Source organism: Thermoactinospora rubra, from assembly GCF_002093975.1.
GTDB lineage: Bacteria > Actinomycetota > Actinomycetes > Streptosporangiales > Streptosporangiaceae > Nonomuraea > Nonomuraea rubra_A.
Genome location: NZ_KZ084329.1, coordinates 262,173 through 268,172 on the forward strand (window position 1 = coordinate 262,173; position 6,000 = coordinate 268,172).

A 6,000-nucleotide genomic window follows, 5' to 3' on the forward strand; every position below is an offset into this window, starting at 1 on the left:
TGGGGCGGACCACCTATCGGGTGTTCCCGCCGTGCTTGCGGGCGACGGTAAGGAGAGTCTGGACGAAGGCGCTCACCTTGGGGGTCTGTCCGGTGGCCGGCCACAGGAGTGCGTACTCGAAGGGTGGGGCGTCGCGGAAGGGAACGAAGGCGAGGTCGGGCCGGGAGTAGTAGTCGGCGGCGAGGGCGGAGGTAGGGCAGACGCCTTTGCCTGCGCTCACCAGTGAGAGGACTTCTTGCCAGGCGACGGTTGCCGGGCCTCGGGGGATGGGGTTGCCCGCGGGGGTGTGGGTGGGGAGGTGGTGGTCCAGCCAGTACTGCGGCGGGCCGGTGATCGTGATCAGCTGGACGTCCGCGAGGTCTTCGAGCGAGATGGACGGGCGGGCGGCGAAGGGATGACCGGCCGGGACGACGAGGGCACGTGGCAGGGAGAAGATCGTGGGCCCGGTGGTGATGTCAGGCTCGTCGACCGGGAGCTCGGTGAGCTGGAGATCGAGTTCACGGGCGCGCAGCAGCGCGAACCTGTCGCTGAGCGGCAGCTCCTGGATGTGGATGTCGCAGCCGGGGTGGCGGGCGTTGAACGCGTCGGCGGCCTTGACGATGAGGTTGCCGCACCAGGCGGCGGAAAATCCCACCCGCAGCGTACCGGTGATGCCACGGCCGACCGCGGCGGCCTTGGCGATCGCGTCCTGGATCTGCCGGTAGCCGGGGAGCAGGTCGTCGCGGAACTGCCGTCCGGCCGGGGTGAGGCGCACCTGACGGCTGGTGCGCTCGAACAGCGCGGCGCCGAGGGCGCGTTCCTGCTTCTTGATGGCTTGGCTGATGCGTGCTGGGGACACGTGGAGCCGCTCGGCGGTGCGGGCGAAATGGAGCTCCTCAGCCAAGGTCAGGAAGATCTCGATGTCGCGCAGTTCCACCCTGGCCCCTCGATCGTAAACCTCTGGGTTAACCAAGCTTACGGGATCTCCCGTTGTTCTGGTCCCTGGCCAGGGCGAATGCTTGACCTCGTCGCCGGTGTGGTCTCGACCAGTGACGCCGGTGGAGTACATCGAAGGGCGGTCCTAGCATGATCTTTGTTCGCATCGCAGTACGGCGGCGGCCGTGGCCTCGCGCGCAAGCGCCGATGACCGAGCCCGTGATGACGTCATGAACGTCACCGCCACCACCGTGTCGTTGAGCGTCGCCGACGTCCCGGCCGCCAGTCGGTTCTTCGCCACCCACCTCGGCTTCCGGGAGCTCGTGGTCGCCGAGGGCATCGTCTGCCTCTGCCGGGACGACGCCGCGGCCGACATCGTCCTGCTGCCGCGAAGGGACGAGCCGCCCAGTCCGGAGAAGCCGGCGGAGGTGATCGTGTCCTTCACCGTCTCCGGCATCGCCGCCGAGCAGGAGCGGCTGCGCCGCGAAGGCGCCACCATCACCGAGCCGTTGCGACTGGAGCCGTGGGGTGAGTGGGTGCTGCGGCTCACGGACCCCAACGGCGTCGTGATCCAGCTCGTCGAGTGGCAGCCCCCGGCGGGCGCCTGATCCCCGGGCCGGCCTTCGCCCCGCCTGCGTGCATGGCCGGTATTCGTACTTGCACCCGGCTTTCACCCCGAGCGCGCATTGCGCACCGTAATGAAGGGACTTCGATGGAATCAAGACAGCAGCGTCACCCGCGCCGGTGGCTGATTCTGGTGGTGCTGTGCTTGAGCACGTTGGTGCTGGTGATCGACAACATGGTGCTCACGGTGGCGATCCCGCCGCTGGCCGCCGATCTCGGCGCGAGCGCCCAGGACACCCAGTGGATCTTGGAGTCCTATGTGCTGGTGTTCGCCGGCTTGCTGCTGACGGCGGGCGGTTTGTCGGACCGGTACGGCCGACGCCGGGTCATGGTCATCGGGCTGGCGGTGTTCGGGGTCGCCTCGCTGGCCGCCGCCTATGCCGGCGACCCGATTCAGCTCATCGCCGCCCGCGCGCTCATGGGGGTCGGCGGCGCGCTGATCATGCCGAGCACGTTGTCCATCCTGATCACCGTGTTCGACGACACCGAGCGGCGTAAGGCGATGGCCGCCTGGAGCGCGGTCGCGATGGTGGGGCTGATCGGCGGCCCGGTGCTGGGCGGGGTGCTGATCGCCTGGTTCTGGTGGGGTGCGGTGTTCCTGATCAACGTGCCGATCGCGGTGCTGGCCATCGTCGCCGCGCTGACGCTGATGCCGGAGTCCAAGGGCCCGTGGCGCAAGCCCGACCCGCTGGGCGCGGTCCTGTCGGTGGTCGGCATGACCGCTCTGGTCTGGACCATCATCGAACTGCCGGCTCACGGGCTCGCTCACCCGGTCACGGCCGTCGCCGCGGTGCTCGCCGTACTCGCGCTGACCGGCTTCGTGGCGTGGGAGCTGCGTACGGCGCATCCGATGGTGCCGCTCAGCCTGTTTCGTAACCGTACCTTCAGCGGCGGCAATTTCTCGCTGACCCTGGTGCAGATCGGCAATGGCGGCCTGCTGCTGGTGCTCACCCAGTACCTGCAGTACGTGCTCGGCTACACACCCACCCAGGCCGGTCTGGCCTTCATCCCGATGGCGATCGCCTCGCTGTCGTTCAACACGCTGGGCGCCACCCTCGGCTCCAAGATCGGCAACCGGACTCTCATCGTCTTCGGGCTGACCGTGAGCGCCTGCGGATTCGGCCTGCTGTCCGCGGCCTCCGCCGAGTACGGCTTCGTCCTGCCGGCCGCCGCCCTGCTCCTGCTCGGCGCCGGCGGCGGTCTGGCGATGCCCGCCGCCGTCTCCGCCCTGATGAGCACCGTTCCCACCGAGCAGGCGGGCGTCGGCTCCGCCCTCAACGACACCATCCAGCAGATGGGCGCCGCCCTCGGCATCGCGGTGCTGGGCAGCGTCCTGGCCGGCGGCTACACCACCGCGATGCCGTCAACCGCCCCCGAGCCGGCCCGCCGCTCGATCGCCGACGCCCTCACCACCGCGAGCGCCTCCGGGGACGCGACGTTGGCGCAGGCCGCTCGCGAAGCCCTCACCACGGCCATGTCGTCGGCGTTCACGATCAGCGCCGCCGGAGTTCTGGCGGCGGCCGTCCTGGCGTTCATCGTGCTGCGCCGTACGGAGACCGGGACGCCCCCACCTGCGGCCTTCGAGAGCGCGCCGGAGCGCGAACCCGCTACGGCCACCCACTCCTGACCCGGCCTTCCCCCCTTCGACAACCTTCTTTCGACAACCATTGAGGAGAGACAGATGACCACGGAACTGAACTGGACCAGCGACGGCGCCTGGAGCGCGCACAGCGACTGGGGCATGCGCGACACGGCCGGCCGCCGTTTCGAGCGCGAGCGCTGGCAGGCCCGCCTGGACGAGCTGCGCGCCGCCCACCACGTGCCCGGCGCCCAGCTGGCCGTGCTGGTCAACGGGCAGGTGCACGAGCTGGCCAGCGGGGTGCTGCACCGCGGCACGGGGGTGGCGGTGACGACGGACTCGGTGTTCCTGTCCGGCTCGATCGCCAAGGTCTACACCGCCACGCTGGTCATGCGGCTGATCGACGAAGGCAAGCTCGACCTGGACACCCGGGTCGTGGACGTACTACCGGAGTTCGCCACCCCCGACCCGCGGGCCACCGCCCAGATCACCGTCCGGCAGCTCCTGTCGCACACCGGCGGCGTCACCAACGACTTCAACCACGACAGCGGCCGCGGTGACGACTGCCTGGCCAAGTACGTCCAGGCCGCCGGAGACGTGCCGCTGGACTGCCCGCCCGGCACCGCGATCTCCTACGGCGGGCTCGGCTACGTCGTGCTGGGGCGCCTCATCGAGGTGCTCACCGGCCGCGTCTGGGACCAGGCGCTCAAGGACCTGCTGTTCACCCCGCTCGGCTTGGAGCATTCCATGACGCTGCCGGAGGAGGCGCTGCGCTTCCGGGTGGCGATGAGCCATCTGGGCGAGCCCGGCGCCGACCCCGACCCGGCTCCGGCCTGGGACCTGATGCCGCGCTCGGCCGGGCCGTACGGCCGCGTCATCACCTCCGCAGGCGACATGGCCCGCCTCGCCGCCCTCCACCTCGACGGCGGCCTCGCCCCCGACGGCACCCGCGTGCTGTCGGCGCAGGCGGTAGCCACGATGCAGCGCCGCGAGACCGACGTGCCCGACAAGTGGACGGTCTCCGCCGACGGCTGGGGCCTGGGCTGGACCCTGTACGACTGGGACGGTGTCGCCGGCTACGGCCACGACGGCGCGGCCATCGGCCAGTACGCCTACCTGCGGGTCGTCCCGCACGCCGGGCTCGCTCTGGTGCTGATGACCAACGGGGGCAGCGCCCGTCTGCTGTACGCCGACCTGTTCAAGCAACTGCTCGCCGAGCTGGCCGGGGTCACGATGCCCGCCCCGTTCGGGCCACCCGCCCAGCCGCCCACCGTCGATCTCGCCCCGCTGCTCGGCACCTACCGGCGCGAAGGCGTCGTCATCACGGTCGGCGTCGGCGCGGACGGCGGCGCGCGCATGCGCTACGAGTTCGTCGACGGCATGAAGGACATGTCACCGCCCCTGGACATGGACCTCACCCCGGTCACCGAAACCGTGTTCGCCGCCACCGGCGCGGGCGCCTCTTTCAGCGAGGACTACATGCCCGTCGTCTTCTCCACCCTGTCCAACGGCACCGCCTGCGTGTACGTCGGCATGCGCGCCACCCCCAAGATCGGCTGACCCGCCGGCAGTACCCCTCCGGTCGGCGGCTGAGCACACCCCTCACGGCACGCACTCAGCCGCCGACCAGCCCTGGATCCGGATCGCGCCGAAGTCGCTGCACGAAAGGTGGTTGGGCTTCCCCAGCGCATCGATCCGGCCGACGACAGCCTGCCAGCGTGGACAGAGCGCTACCTCGATCTGGCCGTGCGCGGAGTCCGCTCGGCGGAGGTCGCGGCCAAGATCTCCCGGCATCTCCAGCGCTTCGCCGCCTGGATCACCGACGGCCTCGGCCACGACCGGCTCTCGGCCGTCACCCCGCGCGAGGTGAGCGCCTGGCGCGACCACCTGGCCGCCGCCAGCACTTCGCCGGCCGCGCTGTTCCTGGCGGCCGCCTCGATCGGTGCCCGCCGCCCCGGCGGCCGGCTGTCACCCGCTCGATCAACACCATCGTCGGCGAGATCGGCCACCTGCGCGACGCCCAGATGCCCGACCCCGACCGCAAGCTCGGCACCCTGCGCCCGCACGACGCCCCGCCACACCTTCGCCTTCCAGCTCTCCCAGTCCTCCGGCCACAACCGCGCCGAACTCGAGCGCCGTCTCGGCCACGCCAACGACCGCTACCTGCGGCTGTACACCAACCCGCCCGACGACATCGCCGCCCGGCTATATCGAGGATCTCTGACCCGATGCCCTCGCGCCCAGCCGCGCACTACGGTGCTGGCATGGTGATGCGGTTGCTGCTGGAGCCCCTGCCCGCGTCGTGGCCGGCACCGCCACCCCCGCGTCCGACGGGACTGCGCGGCCTGCTCACCCGATTGCGGGAGATGGCCGACGCGGTGCGGAACCCAGGCAACCTCAACGACCTCGAAGGGCACCTGCGGCGGGCAGCCACGCAGGCGATCGTGCGGGAGGCCTACTACCGGACCGTGGGCGAACAGGACGACGAACAGCGCAGGCCTGCCGCGTTCGCCGAAGCGTGGAAGAGCCACCTGGCCGCGCTGCTGGCCCAAGACACGGTGAAGCTATCGGGCCGGTCTCCGATCATCGCTGCCGGTCGCGACACCGACCTGGCGTGGAAGCTGTGTGATGCCGCCAGCCGCATCAGAGCGGACGCGATCACGCACGCCACCGCCACGCCCAGCAAACGTGAGCCCTCCAGCCCGCCAACCGCGTGGTACCGATTCTCGATCACCGCCGGGGAAGACTACCCGACGCTCACGTGGCCGGACGCTCCGAGCCGGTCCGCATCGACGGCTTCGCCGGCACCACGCCAGCGAAGATCCTCAACGAGATGACTCAGAGCCTGCTGACAAAGGCTTAAGTCCTGGTGGGGATGGGCC

Annotated in this window: 6 protein-coding genes; 5 read left to right on the forward strand and 1 reads right to left on the reverse strand. The window is 70.5% G+C overall.

Annotated elements, in window-relative coordinates; all coding sequences use genetic code 11:
• Positions 1 to 13: 13 nt before the first annotated feature.
• Positions 14 to 916, reverse strand: a complete 903-nt coding sequence (locus tag BSB02_RS09795) for a LysR family transcriptional regulator (protein ID WP_084958388.1) — start codon at positions 914 to 916, stop codon at positions 14 to 16.
• A gap of 229 nt (positions 917 to 1,145) precedes the next feature.
• Here BSB02_RS09795 and BSB02_RS09800 point away from each other — a divergent pair, with 229 nt between their 5' ends.
• The 5 genes from BSB02_RS09800 (at position 1,146) to BSB02_RS09820 (ending at position 5,955) form a co-directional block, all read left to right on the forward strand.
• Positions 1,146 to 1,523: a VOC family protein gene (locus BSB02_RS09800; RefSeq protein WP_084958389.1), complete on the forward strand. Its 378-nt coding sequence runs from the start codon at positions 1,146 to 1,148 to the stop codon at positions 1,521 to 1,523.
• Positions 1,524 to 1,627: 104 nt separating this feature from the next.
• Complete coding sequence (locus BSB02_RS09805; protein ID WP_084958390.1) at positions 1,628 to 3,166, forward strand: MFS transporter; 1,539 nt, start codon at positions 1,628 to 1,630, stop codon at positions 3,164 to 3,166.
• 54 nt (positions 3,167 to 3,220) lie between these two features.
• A complete protein-coding gene (locus tag BSB02_RS09810; RefSeq protein ID WP_084958391.1) occupies positions 3,221 to 4,678 on the forward strand; it encodes a serine hydrolase domain-containing protein in 1,458 nt (485 codons plus the stop codon).
• A gap of 108 nt (positions 4,679 to 4,786) precedes the next feature.
• Positions 4,787 to 5,389 (forward strand): hypothetical protein, encoded by a 603-nt coding sequence (locus tag BSB02_RS09815; protein WP_084958392.1) that lies wholly within the window; start codon positions 4,787 to 4,789, stop codon positions 5,387 to 5,389.
• Positions 5,383 to 5,955: a hypothetical protein gene (locus tag BSB02_RS09820; RefSeq protein WP_143590426.1), complete on the forward strand. Its 573-nt coding sequence runs from the start codon at positions 5,383 to 5,385 to the stop codon at positions 5,953 to 5,955. Before BSB02_RS09815 ends, BSB02_RS09820 begins: the two co-directional genes overlap by 7 nt.
• The last annotated feature ends 45 nt before the right edge of the window (positions 5,956 to 6,000 follow it).

Excerpts from the sequence above, each read along its gene's own strand:
- BSB02_RS09805 (WP_084958390.1), top strand. The coding sequence starts at position 1,628 with ATGGAATCAAGACAGCAGCGTCACCCGCGCCGGTGGCTGATTCTGGTG.
- BSB02_RS09820 (WP_143590426.1), top strand. The coding sequence starts at position 5,383 with ATGGTGATGCGGTTGCTGCTGGAGCCCCTGCCCGCGTCGTGGCCGGCA.
- BSB02_RS09800 (WP_084958389.1), top strand. The coding sequence starts at position 1,146 with ATGAACGTCACCGCCACCACCGTGTCGTTGAGCGTCGCCGACGTCCCG.
- BSB02_RS09810 (WP_084958391.1), top strand. The coding sequence starts at position 3,221 with ATGACCACGGAACTGAACTGGACCAGCGACGGCGCCTGGAGCGCGCAC.